Here is a 514-nt window from a genome sequence, read left to right as displayed (position 1 = left end):
CCCGTCCCGGAGCCGCCGCGAGCCAGGCGTAGAACGACGACCTCGCGATCTCGACGATCTCGCACAACCGCTTCACGCCGTAGGCGTCCTTGTGGTCCTCGACGAACTGGAAGCGGTTCACCAGTTCGTCTCCCCGGCGAAATACTTCGCCGCCTGACGGAGGATGTCCCGCTCCGTCTCGAGCTTCAGCTTCTCCGCCTTCGACGCCGCCAGTTCCGCCTCCAGCCGCACGATCCTCGCCGCCTGCTACTCCGACCGCCCCGACGTGGGCGGCGACATGGTGCCGGCGGTCGTCGTGCCCGAGCCGTGCTTCTCGACCCACTCCCGCAGCGCACCGCGGGAGATCCCGAGGTCCGCCGCGATGCCATTCAACGTCGCACCGGGCGTCGACTCGTACAAGTCCACCGCCCGCTGCCGGAACTCGTCCGTGTAGTTCTTCCTAGCCATCCCTTGGATTCTCGCTTCCCCATCATCGTGCTGGAATCAGCGTGTCCAAGATCAGGGGTCAAGCGCC

The 514-nt window shown here is 66.5% G+C and carries 2 pseudogenes; both read right to left on the bottom strand.

The annotated features are described in order from the left end of the window. Positions 1 to 234, bottom strand: a pseudogene (locus tag MA879_RS12735) (IS3-like element ISTesp3 family transposase); the annotation flags it as partial. Positions 235 to 278: 44 nt separating this feature from the next. Then, positions 279 to 447 (bottom strand): annotated as a pseudogene (locus MA879_RS12730) (transposase); the annotation flags it as partial. Between the last annotated feature and the right edge of the window lie 67 nt (positions 448 to 514).

This window comes from Micrococcus lacusdianchii (assembly GCF_023155805.1).
In the GTDB taxonomy this organism is placed as follows: Bacteria; Actinomycetota; Actinomycetes; order Actinomycetales; family Micrococcaceae; genus Micrococcus; species Micrococcus lacusdianchii.
This window is presented reverse-complemented; position numbering and strand designations above follow the sequence as displayed.